Annotated in this window: 17 protein-coding genes and 1 tRNA gene; 6 read left to right on the top strand and 12 right to left on the bottom strand. The window is 64.1% G+C overall.

Annotation, left to right across the window (positions count from 1 at the left end):
* Positions 1-37 precede the first annotated feature (37 nt).
* Together ACOZK4_RS06900 and ACOZK4_RS06895 are read right to left on the bottom strand one after the other, a co-directional pair.
* Positions 38-736, bottom strand: coding sequence for an orotate phosphoribosyltransferase (locus ACOZK4_RS06900; protein WP_313526313.1), 699 nt, complete (start codon positions 734-736; stop codon positions 38-40).
* Positions 737-866: 130 nt separating this feature from the next.
* Positions 867-1,292, bottom strand: a complete 426-nt coding sequence (locus ACOZK4_RS06895; protein ID WP_421591238.1) for a DoxX family protein — start codon at positions 1,290-1,292, stop codon at positions 867-869.
* 189 nt (positions 1,293-1,481) lie between these two features.
* Between ACOZK4_RS06895 and ACOZK4_RS06890 the strand changes: the two genes are divergently transcribed.
* The 3 genes from ACOZK4_RS06890 (at position 1,482) to ACOZK4_RS06880 (ending at position 4,379) form a co-directional block, all read left to right on the top strand.
* The gene (locus ACOZK4_RS06890) at positions 1,482-1,679 is read left to right on the top strand and encodes a hypothetical protein (protein ID WP_421591237.1); all 198 of its coding nucleotides are present in this window, start codon (positions 1,482-1,484) and stop codon (positions 1,677-1,679) included.
* Positions 1,680-1,796: 117 nt separating this feature from the next.
* Positions 1,797-2,501, top strand: coding sequence for a Crp/Fnr family transcriptional regulator (locus ACOZK4_RS06885; RefSeq protein WP_421591235.1), 705 nt, complete (start codon positions 1,797-1,799; stop codon positions 2,499-2,501).
* Between the two features lie 36 nt (positions 2,502-2,537).
* Entirely contained in the window at positions 2,538-4,379 is a 1,842-nt protein-coding gene (locus tag ACOZK4_RS06880) for a CHASE2 domain-containing protein (protein WP_421591255.1), read from the top strand.
* 2 nt (positions 4,380-4,381) lie between these two features.
* On the opposite strand, the gene ACOZK4_RS06875 is transcribed toward ACOZK4_RS06880, so the two are convergent.
* On the bottom strand, positions 4,382-5,023 hold the full coding sequence (locus ACOZK4_RS06875; RefSeq protein WP_421591234.1) for a FecR family protein: 642 nt from the start codon (positions 5,021-5,023) through the stop codon (positions 4,382-4,384).
* Between the two features lie 189 nt (positions 5,024-5,212).
* On the opposite strand from ACOZK4_RS06875, the gene ACOZK4_RS06870 reads away from it, so the two are divergent.
* On the top strand, positions 5,213-6,238 hold the full coding sequence (locus ACOZK4_RS06870; RefSeq protein ID WP_421591232.1) for a tetratricopeptide repeat protein: 1,026 nt from the start codon (positions 5,213-5,215) through the stop codon (positions 6,236-6,238).
* 159 nt (positions 6,239-6,397) lie between these two features.
* Here ACOZK4_RS06870 and ACOZK4_RS06865 read toward each other — a convergent pair whose 3' ends face one another.
* Positions 6,398-7,432: a proline racemase family protein gene (locus ACOZK4_RS06865; RefSeq protein WP_421591230.1), complete on the bottom strand. Its 1,035-nt coding sequence runs from the start codon at positions 7,430-7,432 to the stop codon at positions 6,398-6,400.
* Between the two features lie 264 nt (positions 7,433-7,696).
* Between ACOZK4_RS06865 and ACOZK4_RS06860 the strand changes: the two genes are divergently transcribed.
* Together ACOZK4_RS06860 and ACOZK4_RS06855 are read left to right on the top strand one after the other, a co-directional pair.
* The gene (locus tag ACOZK4_RS06860; RefSeq protein WP_421591228.1) at positions 7,697-8,503 is read left to right on the top strand and encodes a phosphodiesterase; all 807 of its coding nucleotides are present in this window, start codon (positions 7,697-7,699) and stop codon (positions 8,501-8,503) included.
* A gap of 123 nt (positions 8,504-8,626) precedes the next feature.
* A complete protein-coding gene (locus ACOZK4_RS06855) occupies positions 8,627-9,262 on the top strand; it encodes a DUF1236 domain-containing protein (RefSeq protein ID WP_421591227.1) in 636 nt (211 codons plus the stop codon).
* A 64-nt stretch (positions 9,263-9,326) separates the two neighbouring features.
* On the opposite strand, the gene ACOZK4_RS06850 is transcribed toward ACOZK4_RS06855, so the two are convergent.
* The 8 genes from ACOZK4_RS06850 to ACOZK4_RS06815 form a co-directional block, all read right to left on the bottom strand.
* Positions 9,327-10,574 carry an alpha/beta hydrolase gene (locus ACOZK4_RS06850; protein ID WP_313526340.1) on the bottom strand — a complete coding sequence of 416 codons (1,248 nt, stop codon included), beginning with the start codon at positions 10,572-10,574 and terminating at the stop codon, positions 9,327-9,329.
* A gap of 132 nt (positions 10,575-10,706) precedes the next feature.
* Positions 10,707-11,438 carry a FadR/GntR family transcriptional regulator gene (locus ACOZK4_RS06845; protein WP_421591254.1) on the bottom strand — a complete coding sequence of 244 codons (732 nt, stop codon included), beginning with the start codon at positions 11,436-11,438 and terminating at the stop codon, positions 10,707-10,709.
* A gap of 85 nt (positions 11,439-11,523) precedes the next feature.
* On the bottom strand, positions 11,524-12,492 hold the full coding sequence (yjfF, locus tag ACOZK4_RS06840) for a galactofuranose ABC transporter, permease protein YjfF (RefSeq protein WP_421591225.1): 969 nt from the start codon (positions 12,490-12,492) through the stop codon (positions 11,524-11,526).
* On the bottom strand, positions 12,489-13,514 hold the full coding sequence (locus ACOZK4_RS06835) for an ABC transporter permease (RefSeq protein WP_421591223.1): 1,026 nt from the start codon (positions 13,512-13,514) through the stop codon (positions 12,489-12,491). The genes yjfF and ACOZK4_RS06835 overlap by 4 nt, the downstream gene beginning before the upstream one ends.
* On the bottom strand, positions 13,511-15,028 hold the full coding sequence (gene ytfR, locus ACOZK4_RS06830) for a galactofuranose ABC transporter, ATP-binding protein YtfR (RefSeq protein WP_421591221.1): 1,518 nt from the start codon (positions 15,026-15,028) through the stop codon (positions 13,511-13,513). Before ytfR ends, ACOZK4_RS06835 begins: the two co-directional genes overlap by 4 nt.
* A 152-nt stretch (positions 15,029-15,180) precedes the next feature.
* Complete coding sequence (ytfQ, locus tag ACOZK4_RS06825; RefSeq protein ID WP_313526350.1) at positions 15,181-16,143, bottom strand: galactofuranose ABC transporter, galactofuranose-binding protein YtfQ; 963 nt, start codon at positions 16,141-16,143, stop codon at positions 15,181-15,183.
* A 218-nt stretch (positions 16,144-16,361) separates the two neighbouring features.
* A tRNA-Arg gene (locus tag ACOZK4_RS06820) sits at positions 16,362-16,438 on the bottom strand.
* A 137-nt stretch (positions 16,439-16,575) separates the two neighbouring features.
* Positions 16,576-17,308: sensor histidine kinase (locus tag ACOZK4_RS06815; RefSeq protein WP_421591220.1), on the bottom strand; the 733-nt coding region annotated here is incomplete at its 5' end.

Genomic DNA, 17,308 nt, shown 5'->3' with positions numbered 1-17,308 from the left:
CGATTTAATCGATCATGCCCAAAAGCGCCAGAGGTTTTTACGACGTCGGCAGTTCCGACACACCGCCATGGGCGGCCGACCAGACGAGCGGCGCATCGAAGAACGCCTCGACGGAAGCGAGCGTCGCATCGTCGAACAGCTTTTCGGCGCGCGCGACGGCCAGCACATCCCGCCATGTGGCGATGTGGTGCAGCTTGACACCACCATTGGCGTAGCGGGCTTCCGCCTCCTTGAAGATGCCGTAGTAGAACAGCGACATGCCGTGATCGACCACGCCGCCTGCCGCGCGGATGGCGTCGATGAAGGTGAACATCGAGCCGCCGACGGTGACAAGATCCTCGATGACGAGCACGCGCGCACCTTCAGGCATCACGCCCTCGATCTGCGCATTGCGGCCATGGCCCTTCGGCTTCTTGCGCACATAGATCATCGGTAGGCTCAGCCGATCGGCCAGAAGTGCTGCGAAGGGAATGCCGGCCGTCTCGCCGCCGGCAATCACGTCGATCCGTTCGAAGCCGACATTGCGCGTCAGCGTCGCGGCGGCGAAATCCATGATGGCCGAACGGATGCGCGGATAGGAGAGCAGCTTGCGGCAATCCATATAGACCGGGGAGGCCATGCCGGAGGCGAGCTTGTAGGGTTCCTCAGGACGGAAATGCACCGCCTTGATCTCCCACAGCATGCGGGCCATCAGCTCCGCCATCACGTCTCGGTCCGGAAAGGAATTGGAAAACATCGGCATCTCCCGCATGATTTTGTCCTCGTGCGCATAGCAGCAAGAGCCGCGGCTTTCCAGCGTTCGGACAACGAAAAACCCTCCCCGGAGGCCGGGGAGGGTTTCTGGAGGACCGGATTTTGCCTTTGGCTTATGCGCCGCGGCGGGCGTCGACCGAGATGGAGCCCGGACCGAAGGCGGCGAGCACGAGGAAGCCGCCGGCAATCGTGATGTTCTTCCACATCATCAGGCCGTTGAAGACGGTGAGGAGGCCGTTGGCGCCTTCCGGGAAGTCCGGATTGTTGATCGCGCCGCTGTGGAAGACGAGAGCGGTGAACACGCAGAAGGCAGCGAGCAGGTAAGCGGCAATCTTCGTCTGGAAACCGACAAGGATGAACAGGCCGGCGACGACTTCGAAGATGCCGGCGAGATAGGCGAGTGCGGTGGCGGCCGGCAGGCCGGCATTGGAGATCATCCAGGCCGTGCCCGAGGGATCGATCAGCTTGGGGAAGCCGGCGGTGAGGAACATGAGGGAGAGAAGAATGCGTCCGACGAGGACGACTGCGTTCTGCGGCATGGGAAGCTCCTGAGGCTTGGCGTTTGCGTTGGCAGAGAGATACCAGCTTTCCGTCGTCAAACTAGTCAGCACATCAGAAGACAGATTGTTCTCATTTAGTGAACGATCACCTGTTCCCGCCGGAACAGAAACCGGGATGACGCTGTGCGAAAAAGAGACAACACCCCGCCCCCCTTCTCCGGATCCTCCATGCGCCACACTCTTCTCGCCCTGCTTCTCGCTTCCGCAGCTCTCGCCTTCAGTGCGCCCGGCCAGGCCGACGCATCCTATGCTTATGCCCAGCAGGGCTATTACGGGCACTACCAGCAGACCTGCATCACCAAGCGCATGCGCACGGAAGACCGCGCGGGCAAGACCATCACGAAACGCGTGCGGATCTGCCAATAGGACGGGACCATCAGGATCTGTCCGTTCTTTTCTGTTGCAAGCGCTCACCGGCTGGGCGAAGATTTCGGTTGAGCGGCCCGTCTTCATCGTATCAGGGGCGGCCGGGGGAAACCGGATATGAACGAGATCAACAAGAGTGCCGCGTTTTGGCGTTCTTTTCCGATTTTCGAGGGCTTCAGCAAGGAAACGATCGGCGAAATCGCCGCTATCGCGACCTGGCGCCGATGGCCGGCGGGAACGGTCATCTTCCAGCGCGGCGACGAGGGCACCTATCTCATCGTGCTCGTCTCCGGCCGCATCAAGCTGTCGCTGATCACGCCGCAGGGCAAAGAACTGTCGCTGCGCCAGCTCGAGGCCGGTTCGATCCTCGGCGAAATGGCGATCCTCGACGGCCAGCCGCGCTCGGCGGACGCGACCTCCGTCACGCCGACCGAAGGTTATGTCATCGCCAAGCGCGATTTCCTCGACGTGCTGACCCGCAACCCGACGGCCGCGCACGCGATCATCCACTATCTCTGCACCAAGCTGCGCGAGACGACCGAGCAGCTGGAAACCATTGCGCTCTACGATCTCGATTCTCGCGTCGCCCGCTTCTTTCTGGCAACCCTGCGCAATATCCATGGCGACGAACTGCCCGACAGCGCCAATCTCCAGCTTTCGCTCAGCCAGGGCGAGATCGCCAGCATCGTCGGCGCGAGCCGGCCGAAGATCAACCGGTCGATCCTGGCGCTGGAAGAGGCCGGCGCGATCCGCCGCAACGACGGCATCATCCATTGCCATATCGGCCGGCTGCAGAACATCGCCGAGCCGGATGACGACTAACAGGCCGGCGGCCCGGAACGGGAGCGGCCGATCATGATCGCCAAGAAATACAGACCGCTCGCCGCCGGCCTCGTCGCCAGCCTTGCCGGCGCGCTTGCCCTGTATTTCATGGGCGAGACGGCGCTGGAGCAGCAGCGCGAGTTCTATTTCGACGCCCTGACCCAGGCCATACCGGCGGCAAAAACCGATGAGATCGTTGTGGTCGATATCGATCGCAAGGCCTTCCAGAGCGTGCCGGGCCGCGAGTGGACGCGCAGCCAGACCGCCGCTCTCATCGACCGCCTCGCCGCCGCCAAACCCACCGCCATCGCCTTCGATTTCGTCTTCAGCACCGATTGCGTTGCCGACGAACCGGCCAATACGGCGCTCTCCGGCGCCATCGCCAAGGTGCCGACCGTGCTGGGCTTCCTGATCGGCGAGGCGACGGACGGCGCGCCGCATCCCGTGCCTGCGCTCGCCCTGCAAAAGCCGGTCACCGTCCCTGACCTCTGGTTCATCGACGGCACGGAAAGCTCCTGCCCCTTCCTGCAGGACAAGGCGATCTCGGCGTCGGCCTCCTTCCTCGTCGGCGACGAGGATGCCGTGGTGCGGCGCGTGCAGGCCTACGCGATCGTCGGCAATGCCGCCTATCCGGCGCTCGGGGTGGAGGCAGCGCGGCTTGCCGCCGGCGCACGCACGCCCATTCTCGGCGGCAACCCCGTCTGGCTACGCCACGATGCGCGCATCCTCAGGCTCGATGAAGACGGCAGCCTGCGCTTCGTCGCCAGCAACGCGGCCGCCATCGGCGCCAGAACTTTTTCCGCCGCCGATGTCGTCGCGGGCAAAGTCCCACCGGACAGGATTGCCGGTAAGGTCGTGCTGATCGGCAGCAGCCTGCCCAATCTCGGCGGTTTGCGCGCCAGCGCCTCGATGCCGCTCGAACCCTCCGTGCAGATCCATGCCGACGTCGCCAATGCCATCCTGACGGACCATATCCCGATGCGCGATCCCGGCCTTGCACCCGTCGAGGCAGGCTTTGCTTTCCTTATGGGCGCGGCGGCGGCGCTGGCGGCGACGCGGCTTCGCCCGCTCCTTGCGGCAGTTGCGGGCGTCACCCTTGTCGGTTTGGTCTTCGGCGCGTCGGTACTGCTCTACATGCGCACGGCGCTGTTGTCCGATGCGATCGGCGTCTCGCTGGTCGTTGCCACGGCAGCCCTTGTCACCGGCCTCCTGCAATTCACCCATATCCGCCGTGCGGAAGCGACGGCGCGCCAGCGCTTTGGGCAATACCTGCCGCAATCGGTCGTCTCGCGCTACATCGACAATCCGGACATGGCGCGCGTGGCCGGCGAGGAGCGGCAGGTGACGGCCCTCTTCACCGACATCGAGGGCTTTTCGGCGCTCGCGCAAAAAATCGGCCCGCACGATCTCGTCAAGCTGCTCGACATCTACTTTTCCGAGGTCAATGCGCTGGTCGCACGCCATGGCGGCATGGTGGACAAGGTGGTGGGCGATGCCGTGCATGCGCTGTTCAACGCCCCCGACGATCTCGACCGCCATGTCGACAAGGCGCTCGCCTGCGCGGACGCGATCCGCAGCCTGACCGAAGAGATGCGCCGCCGTGCCACCTTCCTGGAGAAGGATTTCGGACGCACGCGCATCGGCGTCGAGACGGGCATGGCGGTGCTGGGCGAAGTCGGCATCGGCGGCAAGCTCGACTATACGGCCCATGGCGACGCCGTGAACCTCGCCGCCCGCCTGCAGGATGCCAACAAATTTTTGGGCACCCAGATCTGTGTCGGCCCGCGCGCCGCCAGTGAAACGAGCCGGACGCTGCGCGCCATCGGCAACCACGAAATCCGCGGCTTCGGCACGATGGACCTGTTTACACTGGATTGATCCTAGCGGATGCCGACGCTGGCATAGGCCTCGCGGATGCGGGCCTCGCCCCATTTGATGACGTCGCCGGGGGCAGCGCCCGGGGCACTGATCTCGACGCCCTCGCCGCCGGAAACCGACCTGGTTACGCCACCGCCGGTGACCTCGACGCGACCGTGCTCGACGAAGACGGCGAAGGGGGCTTTCCGGCTCGGTCCGGCGAAGAATTTCGTGCCGCGCACGCCGATCATGCCGAAGGCGGTGCGCATGGTGAGGTCGATCTTGGCAAGGCCCTCCGGTCGATCGAAGACCATCTGGCCGGTGCCGAGCTCGATGATGCCGCCCTGGCCGGCGATGAAGGTGTCGATCAAAAGCTCCGTCTCGCTGCCGAGCATCAGGCTGGTATCCTCGCCGAGCGCCAGTTCGGCGAAGCTCTCCTTGCCGGTTTTCACGAAGTCGTGATCCATCAGGCTCGCGCCGGCCTTTAAGCCCTCCTGATGTTCTGCATGCTTGCGGCTGACATCGCCGGTGATCTCGACGGCCTTGCCGATGATGGTGTTGGCCTGCGTGGCGCGAAGACCCGCGCCGAGAAGCGCCAGCGTGCTGCCGGCGATGAACAGCCTGCGGCTGAGGGTGACGGGACGGAACGTATCGAGCGATGGCATGACACACCTTTCGCGGGACAGAACGCCCGCCTGGATGAATTGAACCCGGGCGCCGCGCTACATCCACCGTGCACACCGCCAGCAATGACTACCCTTATGCGCCGCCTCCCGTCATCCCACTGTTCCCGCGGAAACAGCCGTTTTGCACCGTTCGTCTAAGGTGCCCCTATCAACGAAGGGAGACGGATCATGAACATGCGATCCAATATGCTGAAGACGGCTGGCCGCGCCCTTTTCTTCGCGGTCCTTCTGGCCGGTGCCGATGGCGCCCGTGCCAACACCATCGATGCCAAATGCGATGCCGCTGCCGGCAGCCGCTACGACATGACGCGCAATACAACCTTCGCGCCGGTGGCACTTGAAGACATCGAGATCGGCGCCGCGCTCTCGGCCTGCCGCGAAGCCTATAATTCCCTTCGCAGCCCCCGCATGGCCTTCCAGCTGGCGCGCGCCCTGGAGCGCGCCGGCCAGGATCTCGACGCCATGAAACTCTATGCCGAAGCAGCAGCGCTCGGCCATAGGGTCGCCATGGTGAACTATGGCGCGATGCTTGGAAAACGCGGCGATCCGGCCGCCGAATTCAGCCATTACAAGAAGGCCGCCGAACTCGGCGACATGCTCGGCGCCTACAATCTCGCCGTCGCCTATCGCGACGGCATCGGCACCGAGGTGAACGGCGCGGAAGCCGTCCGCTGGTTCGACAAGGCCGCAGCGGCCGGCGACGAGACTGCCGCCTTCAATCTCGGCGTGCTGCTCGACGACGGCAGCCTCGTTGCCGAGGACAATGCACGGGCCGCCGCCTACTACAAGCTTGCCGCCGAGCGCGGCAGCATCGATGCCATGATCAATCTCGGCCTCATGCTGGAATCGGGCGAAGGTGTTGCCCAGGACCTCACCGCCGCCGCCGGCTATTTCGAGCAGGCGGCCGACAAGGGCGACAGTTTCGGCAAGCTCAAGATCGGCCTGATGCAGCAGAGCGGCACCGGCATCGTCAAGAACATCGAGCAGGCCGTGACCAGCCTCGTCGCCGCCTTCGAGATGCGCGACGTCGATCTCGAGGTCATCCTGCGCGACCAGCCTGACCAGCTGTCTGCCGATGCGCGCCTCGCCATCAAGCAGGTGCTGGCCGACCAGGACCTGATCGAGGACGCCGACACGGCAGAGATCGACCCGATCACCCTTGGCGCCATCGAGAAGCACTACGCCGCCAAGTAAAGACGCTAGGCGCTTCCCCCACCCTCGACGTCATCCTCGGCCTTGAGCCGAGGATCCACTACTGCGAGCGCTGAGCGCGCGGCGTGGATGCTCGGGTCAAGCCCGACCACGACGAATGAGAGGTTTGGCCCGGCCGACGGAAGAAAGGTTTCGATCGAATCAGCGGATTTCGCCGGCCTGCGGACCCCAGGTGTCTGTCATGGCAAAGCCGTCAGCCAGCGGATCGGTCGGGTCGAGCGCGATCTGGTGCAGGCCGAAGGTCCAGCCGCGGCCGGTGATGGTCGGGATGATCGCCTTGCGGCCGGCGACGACCGTCTCGGCCTCCAGACCCACCTCGAACTGCGAACCGATGATCGAGCGCGAGCGGAAGGTGTCGCCGACCTTGACGAGGCCGCGGGCGTGCAGCGTGGCGAGGTTCGCCGAATTGCCGGTGCCGCAGGGCGAACGATCGACGCGGCCGGGCCACATGGTGGTGGCGGTGCGCACGGTGCCGTCAGGGTCGCGGTCGCGGAACATGACATAGGCGACGCCGTTGATTTCCGGAATCTCTGGATGCACGACCTTCATCGACTTGTTGATGAGATCCTTCAGCGCCATGCCGGCATCGACCAGCGCGCGGGCATTGGCCTTTTCGATCTTCGTACCGATCTGATCGACATCGACCAGCGCATAGAAGATGCCGCCATAGGAGATGTCGAAGCGCACGCGGCCCCAATGCGGCGTGTCGATCTCGACATCCAGCGCCTCGACGAAGGACGGCACCATGGTGAGCTTGACCTTCTCGCAGCGGCCGTCGCGGCAGGTCGCCGTCGCCTTGACGAGGCCGGCGGCGGTGTCGAGCACGACGACTGTTTCCGGCTCCTTCATCTCGACGATGCCGGATTCCAAGAGCGCCGTGGTGATGCAGATCGAGTTGGAGCCCGAGGAGGCATGCGCCTGGTCGGCCTGCAGGATGATGAAGCCGGCATCGGCCTCCGGGCGCTTGGCGGGCAGAAGCAGGTTCACCGAGCCGGTCGCGGCCGCGCGCGGCTCCAGGCACAGGAAGCGGCGCAGGCTGTCGTCGACCGTGTTGATGTAGTTGAGCTGCTCGGCGATCGTGTTGCCGGGGATCTTCGGCACGCCGCCGATCGCCACCTTGCCGATCTCACCTTCGCAATGAACGTCCAGCAGCTGGATCGTGCGCTTCCATCTCATGTCGCTATGCTCCGTTTGGCCAGCCCGCCGGCTGTTTCGCCCTTCTGATATATCAGATCGTCACGCGTTCCAACTGCTTTTCATGCGACAGGTTCGCACGCTAGACTACGTCCGGTTCAGACTGAACCGGACGTAGTCTAGCTTCTTTTGTTTTCGTTTGTCCTTTCGGGAAAACCGGTTCCCACTTTTCCCTGACAACTCTACGAATGCATCCGGCGCAGTCCTCATTCTGCGCCCGAAATAACCCCGCCGCGAGACCCTTTCATGACCAAGCTCATTGTCTTTACCGACCTGCACATGGTGCCCGAGGGCACGAAGATCATCGGCCTCGATCCCTATCAGCGGCTGCTCGCCGGCATCGAGCATGTCAACCGCTACCATGCGGATGCCGACCGGGTGATCTTCACCGGTGACCTGACGCACCGCGCCGACACGCTCTCCTATGAGCGCCTGCACGGCCTGCTCGCCAAACTCGTGCCGCCGGCCGCCATCACCATCGGCAACCACGATTACCGCGACCGCTTCCTGGAAACCTTCACCCATGTCCAGCCGGATGAGAACGGCTTCGTGCAGCAGGCGATCGATTTTCCCGATTGCCGTGTCGTGCTGCTCGACACGCTTTTCGCCCCGCCCTACGACTATCCTTTGAGCCATGCCGGCTATCTCTGCGAGACGCGTCTTGCCTGGCTCGACAAGACGCTGGCGAGCACAGGCGCCCTGCCCGTCCTTCTCTTCATGCACCACCCGCCGCACAAGACCGGCTTTACCGGCATGGATGCGATCCGGCTCTCCAACGAGCACGCCTTCTACGACCTGGTGCTGAAGCACGGCAATGTCCGCCACATCTTCGCCGGCCATGTGCATCGCACGATCGGCGGTTCGCATCGCGGCATTCCCTTCTCGATCTTCAAGAGCCCGGTGCATCAGCAGCCGATGCCCTTCGACGCACCGAACGCCTCGCTTTCGGTCGACGAGCCCGCCGCCTACGGCATCGTCGTGGTGACGGAAGAAGGCCTGCAAGTGCATCACGAGGACTACGAAATCGCCAAGCTGGAATCGGAAATCGCCTGAGGCCGACGGTTACCGCGCGTTACACATCGTGATGCCCTCGCGCCGTTCCCATGGAACCGACTTGGGGGTGTCACGTTGTCTTCGCCGAAGGGGTGGGAAACCCAATCTTCGAAGGAGAAAGACATGCGTAAGTTTCTTATGGCCGGCGCCGCTCTGGCCCTCATCGGCGCTTCCGTCGCCCATGCCGACGATCGCGACAAGGAAGCCCTTGGCGGTGCTGCGATGGGTGCCGCAGGCGCGACCGCAGGTGCTGTTGTCGGCGGCCCGGTCGGTGCTGTCGTCGGCGGCGCCGTCGGCTTCGTCATCGGCGCGGAAGCCGCCGTTCCCGATGATGCTCGTGTCTATGTGATGGAAAATCCGACGCCGCCGGTCGTACTGGATGGCCAGCTGACCGCCGATACGCGCTTCAACGATACCGTGACGCTGACGCCGATCCCCGAGCATCCGGATCTAGCCTATGTTTATGTCGACAACCGCCCGGTCATCGTGCGCTCCGACAGCCGCCAGGTGATCTACGCGCCGGAGGTCGAGACGACGGCGAGCATTTCGGGTGACATTCCCGAGGCGACCATCACCTATGTGGAACGCCACCCGGTCGAGCCCGTCGTGCTGGAAGGTCCCGTCCAGGCCGGTGCGGTGATCCCCGATACGGTGCAGATCGTCGAGGTGCCGGAGAATCCGAGCTACGGCTATATCTATGTCGATCAGCGCCCGGTGCTCGTCGATCGCAGTTCGCGCGAAGTGATCTGGGTCCGCTAAGCTGGACGCAGAGGAAAATCGAAAGGGCGGCTCCCTACGGGGCCGCCCTTTTTCATTCGCCGCCCTACTGCCCGGCCGCCGTGACCGTCGTATCCTCGACCGACCGACCGAGGCGGCGCCACTGGTCGTCGTAGTTCTTGCGCGTGACCGGATCGAAGACGGCGATCGGCGTGGAGACGACGATGCTCGCCGCGCTACCGACCGTCTCGGCCGTGCCGAGCGCAACGGCCCCCAGCCGGTCGCCGAAACCGACCTCGGAATCCGTCACCGTCTGGCCATCGATCAGGCGATTACCGATGAGCCTGACGACCTCGGGGCTTTCGGCGAATTTACCGTGGTTGAGGCTGTCGCCGGATTTCAGCGCCGTCAGGTCGAGCACGGTGATACCCTGCTTTTCCAGCATGGAGCGATAGGGCTCCTGCGAGGGATCGATCTGCCCGAGCCGGTCGACATTGCCGGAAATGCGGCGCGACAGCGTCAGCGCCCGGTCGTCGCGCGAGACGAACAGCGTGAATTGCGGCCGCTCCTTGCCGAGCGCGCGCAGCTGCTGGCCAAAGACGTCGACGTCGAGATCGGGCGAGGCAAGAATGACCTGCTGGATTTTCTTGGGTACGCGCCCATTGCGGATTGCCATCTGGCGCAGCGTCTCGACGGCCAGCCACGTGCCCATGGAATGGGCCATGATGGTGATTTCGCCGACCTTCGGCGAAGCGACCGCAGCACTCAGCAGTTCTTCCAGCGCATCGCGCGAATAGTTGGTGCTTTCCTTGTCGTAGGAATAATCGAAGATGCTGGCGCGCGAGGGCCAGGTGAAGATGATCGGCGCCGCATCCGTCTTGGAATCATGCACGATCTGCGCAAAGCGATAGACGGCATCCTCGTAGCGGTTGTTGAAGCCGTGCACGAAAATCAGCACACGTCGGCTTTTCGGCAGGTTGCGATCAAGCCAGGCGCTCCCGGCCTTCTCCTTGTCGATCGTCTTGACGCTGACGGTCGAAAAATCCTTCAGCGGATCGGCCGGCAATTTCTTCGGCCATTGCACCTGGCCGACCTTGCGCTTGTCATCCGGCGGAATGGAGATTGCGATGTCGCGTAGCTGGAGATCCGAGCCCCGCTCGCCGGAAAACAGCACGCCCGGCTGCTCGGACGGTGCGCGCGTTGTCGCGACCAGAAGATCGACGGTCGAAACACCCGGCGGCGTCTCGCCGCTCGGCAGAAGAACACCTTCCGGTCGTCCGGCACAGCCTGCCAGCAAAAAGACCCCGGCGACAATCACGCGACGCAATACGCGCGGCATTTCGCGGTGCATCATGTCCCGCTTCCTTCCGCTTCCAAAGTTTCGCCGGTGCGGCGCACCGATGGCCCTGCTTAGCGGAGTGGCGCGCGGTTTAGAAGAGAAGCCGAGGGGTTGGGCCATCGACGACGCCGCGGCGTGGCATATCGGTCACGCCGGTCCGGCGGGCCGGTTGCCCAGCGCATCCGTGATACGGGCGCGGCCCACGCGGATGACGTTTTCCATGGCGCGCCGTGCGCCATCCTCGTCGCGCCGGCGGATTTCCTCGACGATGCGCATGTGGTTTGCCGCGACATCGCCGATCTTGATGCGGTCGGCCGCCGGCGAACTCAGCTTGAAGACCCCGGCTAGCGCCGCCTCGATCAAGCTGCCCACAGTGCGCATGAAGGGGTTTCGCGCGGCGTCCATCACGGCAAGGTGGAAGCGCAGGTCCGCCAGCGCCAGCGTCTCCGGCGTGTGCTCCGGATCGCCCATGGCGACGGCCAGCAGCATCATCTGGTTGATATCCGCCTCCGTCGCGTGGCGCGCGGCAAGCGCTGCGGCCTGCGGCTCGAAGCCGAGGCGGATTTCGCTGAGATGGATCAGGAAGACATCATCGACGCCGACGGCGAAGTGCCAGGTGAGGATATCGCTGTCAAACAGGTTCCACTGGTCCTTCGGCGTGACCCGCGTGCCGATGCGGGCGCGCGGCACGACGAGGCCCTTGGCGGCGAGCGTCTTCATCGCCTCGCGGATGACGGTGCGCGACACGCCGAAGCGCGCCTCCATCTCTGCATCGCCCGGCAGCGTCGCGCCCACCGGAAACTCGCCGGCGATGATCGCCCTTCCGAGCTCGCCCACCACCTGCGAGTGGCTGGTGCGCGCCACCGCTCCCTTCATCATGGTTTCGAGCAGACCTGTTTTCCGCACCGCTTCGCCCTCCGTCTAGGAACAGAGATGCCGGAGGGGGAGAAGCGCATGCAAGAAATCAGGCATGCCGCCTCCGCCGGTCGGTGACGTGGATCAGCCCCTTTTGCAACAGGATGAAGGCGAATAGCAGCAGGCCGATCAGGATCTTCGTCCACCAGCTCGACAGCGAGCCATCGAAGGTGATGTAGGTCTGGATGAGGCCCTGGATGAGGATGCCGACCAGCGTGCCCGCGATGAAGCCGGAACCGCCGGTCAGAAGCGTGCCGCCGATGACCACCGCCGCAATGGCGTCGAGTTCCACGCCCACCGTCGCCAGCGAATAGCCGGCCGAGGTGTAGAGCGAGAAGACGATGCCCGAGAGGCCGGCGAGGAAGCCCGACAGCGCGTAGATCATAACCGTCGTGCGTCCGATCGGCACGCCCATCAGCCGTGCCGTAGCCGCCCCGCCGCCGAGCGCATAGACATTGGCGCCGAAGCGGGTGCGGTGAGCAATCAGGATGCCGAGCGCGAAGACCAGCAGCATCAGCCCCCCGATCAGCGTGATGCGCCCGCCACCGGGCAGCTTGTAATAGAGGCTCTTCAGCGTGGCGTAGAACGGATGCTTGATCGGGATGGAATCGATCGACAGGACAAACGCCATGCCGCGCGCCAAAAACATGCCGGCGAGCGTGACGATGAAGGGCGGCATTTCGAGATGGTGGATGATCGCTCCCATCAGCGCGCCGAAAGCCGTGGTGATGGCGAGCGCCAGCACGAAAGCGACGAGCGGGTGGATCGACGTCGCCTGTAGCAGCACGGCGAGGAAGACGCCGGTAAAGGCGATGACCGCGCCGATCGAAAGATCGATGCCGCCCGAGAGAATGACGAAGGTCATGCCGACGGCAGCGATGCCGAGGAAGGCATTGTCCGTCAGCAGGTTGCCGATGACGCGTGTCGACAGCATGTTGGGATATTGCGCGATGCAGACGGCATAGGCGATCAGGAAGATCGCGATCGTCGCGGTGAGCGGAAGGTAACGCGGGTTCATTTCGCCTCCCCGGCCGTCTTCTTTTCCGATGCTCGGGCACGGGAAAGGAAGACGAAAGCCGACTGTGCGCGCGGCGACTGGATGACGAGGATCAGAACGATGATCGCCGCCTTGATGATGAGGTTGAATTCCGGTGGGAAGCCCGAGAGCAGAATGCCGGTATTGACCGACTGGATGATCAGCGCGCCGATGAGCGAGGCGGCAATCGAGAAGCGACCACCGAGCAGCGAGGTGCCGCCGACGACGACCGCGAGAATCGCATCGAGTTCCAGCCAGAGGCCGGCATTGTTGGCATCCGCGCCGCGGATGTCGGCGGCGGCGATGATGCCGGCAAGCGCCGCGCAAAGGCCCGAGAGCACATAGGCCGCGATCAGCAGTACGCCCGTCGAGACGCCCGAGAGCATGGAGGCGCGGCGGTTGACGCCAAGCGCCTCGATCAGCATGCCGAGCGCCGTGCGCCGTACCAGCAGCGCCACCAGCAGCCCGAATGCCAGCCAGATGACGACAGGCATGGGCAGGCCGAACAGCGAGCCGCTGCCGATGAAGATCAGCCCGGCATCGTTGAAGGTGAGGATCGCGCCCTCGGTGATCAGCTGCGCGATGCCGCGTCCGGCCACCATCAGCACGAGCGTGGCGATGATCGGCTGGATATCGAGCACGGCGACGAGGATGCCGTTCCACAGGCCGCAGAGAATGCCGGTGCCGAGCGTGATCAGCAGCGTCATGGCGAGCGAATGGCCTGAGGTGATGGCCGCCGCCGCCACCGCCCCGCAGATCGCCATGACGGCGCCGACAGAGAGGTCGATGCCCTTTGTGGCGATGACGACCGTCATGCCGATGGCAAGGAGCGCCACGGGCGCGCCACGGTTCAGGATATCGATCACGCTGCCGTAAAGGCGGCCATTCTGCATTTCGAGCCGGAAGAAGCCGGGAAAGGCGATGGAGACCATCAACAGGATGACGGCAAGTGCTGCGACCTGCGGAAAGAGCCTGACCGCATAGGCCTTGAGTGTCGTGCTCATGCGTCCGTCCTCCCGGCCGAGGCGGCGATCGCCTCGACGATGCCATCGGTCGTCACCTGGTGGCCCATGAGTTCGGCGACATGCGCCCGGTCGCGCAGCACGATGACGCGACTGGAATAGGCGACGAGTTCTTCCAGTTCGGACGAGATCACGATCAGCGACATGCCTTTCTTGCAGAGCTCCTCGATGAGGCGGATGATTTCCGCATGCGCCCCGACATCGATGCCGCGCGTGGGTTCGTCGAGGATCAGGAAATCCGGATTGGTGGCGAGCCAGCGCGCCAGGATCGCCTTCTGCTGGTTGCCGCCCGACAAGAGCTTGATCGGCTTCTCCCGGTCGCTGGTGCGGATATCGAGCGCCTTGATGTATTCGTCGGCGAGCCGGTCCTGCTCGCCGCGGCTGATCGGTCGCGCCCAGCCGCGCCTGGCCTGCAAAGCGAGCGCGATGTTCTCGCGCACCGAGAGATCTCCGATGATGCCGTCGATCTTGCGATCCTCGGGGCAGAAGCCGAATTTTTCGCGAATGGCGGATCGCGGTGAGGAGAGGTCGAGCGTGCGGCCATCGGCCTCCGCCGTGCCGCTATCGGCTCGCTCGGCACCGAACATAATCTCCGCCGTCTCGGTGCGCCCCGAGCCGAGCAGACCGGCAATACCGACCACCTCGCCCCTGCGCACATCGAGATCGAAGGCCTGGATGTGGCCCTTGCGGCCGAAATTGCGAAAGCGGAAACGGACCTCGCCGCCCTCGCCCTTCGCGCCATGTTCCGCCGCCACCTCCTGCACCAGCTCGCGGCCGAGCATCATGGCGATGAGATCGCGGCGCGGCAGCTCCGCCGTCGCGCGCGTGCCGACGAGTTTTCCGTTGCGCAGCACGGTGATGCGGTCGGAGATGTCGTAGACCTGCTCGAGGAAGTGGGTGATGAAGATGATGCCGAGGCCGCGCGCCTTCAGGCGGCGCACGATGCGAAAAAGCATCGCCACCTCATGCGCATCGAGGCTGGCCGTCGGTTCATCGAGGATCAGCACCTTGCCGGAGAGATCGACGGCACGGGCAATGGCGATGACCTGCTGCACCGCCACCGAATAGGCGGCAAGCTCGGCGGTCACGTCGATATCGAGATCGTATTCGGCGAGCAGCGCTTTCGCGCGCCGGTTCATGTCGCGGCTGTCGATAAAGCCGAAGCGCTTCGGCTGGCGGCCGAGGAAGAGGTTTTCGGCGACCGTGAGGTTCGGCAGGAGGTTGACCTCCTGGTAGACCGTGCCGATGCCGAGATTCTGGGCTTCCAGCGTGCTCTGCGGATCGACATCCGCGCCATCGAGCAGGATGCGCCCGCCATCGCGGCGATAGGCGCCGGTCAGGCATTTGACGAGGGTCGACTTGCCCGCACCGTTTTCGCCGAGCAGCGCATGGACCTCACCGCGGTGAAGCGAAAAATCGACGCCATCGAGCGCCCTGGCGCCGGGAAAGATCTTGTGGATCGCCGTCGCCGAAAGAATGGAGGTACTCGCCTGCATGATCCCACCCGTGTGACGTCTGCCGCCCGCCGCCCCAAGGGGAGACGGCAGGCGAACCGGCGGATCCGGCGAAAACCGCATCAGCCGAAGGCTAGGGGGAAGATGTCCCGCGTCAAGTTAGGAGCCGGACGCGGGGCTCCCGGGAGGAGAGATCAGTAGCCGAGGCCCTTCTTCTCCTCATAGACCTTTTGCGGATCGTCAGCCTGGGTATAGAGCTTCGATTCCGTCTGGATCCACTTCGGTGGCTCCTTGCCGTCCTTGAGGAAGGCGTCGAGCGCGTCGAGCGCGGGGCCGGCCATGTTGGGCGTCAGCTCCACGGTGGCGTTGGCTTCGCCGGCCGCCATGGCCTGGAAGATATCTGGAACGGCGTCGATGGAGACGACGAGGATATCCTTGCCCGGCTTCAGGCCGGCTTCCTTGATCGCCTGGATGGCGCCGACGGCCATGTCGTCGTTATGGGCGTAGAGCGCGCAGATGTTCTTGCCGCCGTCTTCCGCCTTCAGGAAGCTTTCCATCACTTCCTTGCCCTTGGTACGGGTGAAGTCGCCGGTCTGGCTGCGGATGATCTTCAGGTTGTCCTTGCCGGCGAGCGCTTCCTCAAAACCCTTCTTGCGGTCGATGGCCGGCGACGAACCCGTCGTGCCCTGCAATTCGACGACGTTGCACGGCTTGCCGGCAACGGTATCGACCAGCCACTTGCCGGCGACGTTGCCTTCATGGACGAGGTCGGAGGTGACGGCCGTCAGGTAAAGGTCCTTCGAGGCATCGACCGTGCGGTCGAGCAGGATGACCGGGATTTCCGCATCCTTGGCTTCCTGCAGCACTTCATCCCAGCCCGTGGCGACGACAGGGGCGATCAGAATGGCATTGACGCCCTGCGCGATGAACGAACGCAGCGCCTTGATCTGGTTTTCCTGCTTCTGCTGGGCGTCGGCGAATTTCAGGTCGATGCCGCGCTTTTCAGCCTGCTGCTTGGTGAGCGTGGTTTCGGCAGCGCGCCAGCCGGATTCCGAACCGATCTGCGAAAAGCCGATCGTCAGGTCGGCGGCGGATGCGGCGCTGAACATCGAGGCAGCAAGGATCGTGGCACTTGCGAGTGCGATTTTGAATTTCATGATGTCCTCCCAAAGAAAGCTGCTCCTCAGCAGCCCGGATAAAACATCATATTGTATTACTATTGTAAACGGCCAAAAGTTGCCGATCGCGATTTTTTTGATCGCGTCGCGGGAGCGTGGATTTCAAGGGGAAAGGAGAAACGCAAAAAAGCGCCGAAACGGCGCGCGAAAGACCTCCTCGAACCAAGCGAAGTCACCAGATTGTTCAGGAAGAGAAATGGCGCACCCGAAGAGATTCGAACTCCTGACCCCCAGATTCGTAGTCTGGTGCTCTATCCAGCTGAGCTACGGGTGCGCTGACAGCGGGGCGTTTGGTGCCCGTCTGTGAGGCGGTTCACTAAAGGGTACTCCGGGTTATTGCAAGCGTCTTTCTCAGAAATAATGCACTTTTTTCATCGCACCGTCATATCCGGCCGCCAACGCCCCCGGAAATCAGGCGCGGTGACGGAAGGCGTCGAGGGGGACGGGGCGGTCGGGCAGCTCGATGCGGAAGAGCGTGCCGGGGGTCGCCTTCTCCACCAGCGCGATCGTGCCACCATGGGCGAGCACCAGCTCGCGGGCGATGGCGAGGCCAAGACCGGTGCCGCCGGAACGCACGGAGCCGCGGAAGGCGGCGAAGAGGTTTTCGCGCGCCTTGGCGGGCATGCCGGGGCCGTTGTCGTCGATGGCGATGGAAACGACAGCGCCGGTGCGCAGGCCCGTCACCACGACGGCCCGCGGCTCGGCGCCGATATCCTGCGCCAGCGCCTCCACGGCGTTGCGGCAGAGATTGTGGATGACACGGAAGAGCTGCTCGCTATCGGCGTCGACCTCCAGGGCCTGTTCGACCTGCACCACAAAATCGATATCGCCGCGCGTATCGAGCGCCAGCACCTCGGAGACCTCCTGCACGAGGGGGCGCAGCGCCACGAAGCGGCGGCGCGGCTCCGGCTCGCGCATGCGGCCATAGGAGAGCACTTCGTTCGTATAGCCCACTGCCCGGTCGATGCTGCGCAGCAGTTTCGGCGCGACGCGCTTGACGACCGGGTCGTCCACGTCGGAGAGGCGGTCGGACATCAATTGCGCCGACGACAGGATGTTGCGCATGTCATGGTTGATCTTCGATACGGCCAGCCCGAGATCGGCGAGGTTCTTCTGTTCCTTTAGCGTGCGTTGCAGCGTCTGC

The sequence above is a fragment of the Shinella sp. M27 genome (assembly GCF_049199905.1).
In the GTDB taxonomy this organism is placed as follows: Bacteria; Pseudomonadota; Alphaproteobacteria; order Rhizobiales; family Rhizobiaceae; genus Shinella.
This window is presented reverse-complemented; position numbering and strand designations above follow the sequence as displayed.

What these genes read in the sequence shown, in the direction of transcription:
- ACOZK4_RS06900 (WP_313526313.1), bottom strand. Translation starts at nt 736, where the DNA reads ATGTTTTCCAATTCCTTTCCGGACCGAGACGTGATGGCGGAGCTGATG.
- ACOZK4_RS06895 (WP_421591238.1), bottom strand. Translation starts at nt 1,292, where the DNA reads ATGCCGCAGAACGCAGTCGTCCTCGTCGGACGCATTCTTCTCTCCCTC.
- ACOZK4_RS06890 (WP_421591237.1), top strand. Translation starts at nt 1,482, where the DNA reads ATGCGCCACACTCTTCTCGCCCTGCTTCTCGCTTCCGCAGCTCTCGCC.
- ACOZK4_RS06885 (WP_421591235.1), top strand. Translation starts at nt 1,797, where the DNA reads ATGAACGAGATCAACAAGAGTGCCGCGTTTTGGCGTTCTTTTCCGATT.
- ACOZK4_RS06875 (WP_421591234.1), bottom strand. Translation starts at nt 5,023, where the DNA reads ATGCCATCGCTCGATACGTTCCGTCCCGTCACCCTCAGCCGCAGGCTG.
- ACOZK4_RS06870 (WP_421591232.1), top strand. Translation starts at nt 5,213, where the DNA reads ATGAACATGCGATCCAATATGCTGAAGACGGCTGGCCGCGCCCTTTTC.
- ACOZK4_RS06865 (WP_421591230.1), bottom strand. Translation starts at nt 7,432, where the DNA reads ATGAGATGGAAGCGCACGATCCAGCTGCTGGACGTTCATTGCGAAGGT.
- ACOZK4_RS06860 (WP_421591228.1), top strand. Translation starts at nt 7,697, where the DNA reads ATGACCAAGCTCATTGTCTTTACCGACCTGCACATGGTGCCCGAGGGC.
- ACOZK4_RS06855 (WP_421591227.1), top strand. Translation starts at nt 8,627, where the DNA reads ATGCGTAAGTTTCTTATGGCCGGCGCCGCTCTGGCCCTCATCGGCGCT.
- ACOZK4_RS06850 (WP_313526340.1), bottom strand. Translation starts at nt 10,574, where the DNA reads ATGATGCACCGCGAAATGCCGCGCGTATTGCGTCGCGTGATTGTCGCC.
- ACOZK4_RS06845 (WP_421591254.1), bottom strand. Translation starts at nt 11,438, where the DNA reads ATGATGAAGGGAGCGGTGGCGCGCACCAGCCACTCGCAGGTGGTGGGC.
- yjfF (WP_421591225.1), bottom strand. Translation starts at nt 12,492, where the DNA reads ATGAACCCGCGTTACCTTCCGCTCACCGCGACGATCGCGATCTTCCTG.
- ACOZK4_RS06835 (WP_421591223.1), bottom strand. Translation starts at nt 13,514, where the DNA reads ATGAGCACGACACTCAAGGCCTATGCGGTCAGGCTCTTTCCGCAGGTC.
- ytfR (WP_421591221.1), bottom strand. Translation starts at nt 15,028, where the DNA reads ATGCAGGCGAGTACCTCCATTCTTTCGGCGACGGCGATCCACAAGATC.
- ytfQ (WP_313526350.1), bottom strand. Translation starts at nt 16,143, where the DNA reads ATGAAATTCAAAATCGCACTCGCAAGTGCCACGATCCTTGCTGCCTCG.